This is a genomic window from Cognatundibacterium luofuense (assembly GCF_018139685.1).
In the GTDB taxonomy this organism is placed as follows: Bacteria; Pseudomonadota; Gammaproteobacteria; order Burkholderiales; family Burkholderiaceae_D; genus Undibacterium; species Undibacterium luofuense.
Genome location: NZ_JAGSPN010000589.1, coordinates 1 through 290 on the forward strand (window position 1 = coordinate 1; position 290 = coordinate 290).

The following is a 290-nucleotide window of genomic DNA, read 5'->3' on the forward strand; positions in this document are numbered from 1 at the left end:
CTTCTTCAACGACTTCGCTTTCCGGTACCACGAAAGGCAGCATTCGTTGTCCTAATTTTTCAGAAAACAAAGAGAGCACATCTTGTGCCAGTTGACGCTGAGTCCCTTGGTTGATCAGATAAGCAGACCCTATTCTGGCGCTTGATCCTGCGGTATAACTCGCAATCAGCGCCTCCATTTCTGGCAAGGTTGAATAAGAAGCTGCATCCGCCAACACCACTGCCAGCAAAAAATCTGCGGCGCGAACGGCCTGCTTCAGATACACCGAAGGACCGGGAGGCGTATCGAGT

The 290-nt window shown here is 51.0% G+C and carries 1 protein-coding gene; it reads right to left on the reverse strand.

Features of this window, described 5'->3' with window-relative positions; genetic code table 11:
* Positions 1–290 (reverse strand): ParA family protein (locus tag KDM89_RS21760; RefSeq protein WP_369123607.1); only part of this gene is annotated, 290 nt, incomplete at both ends.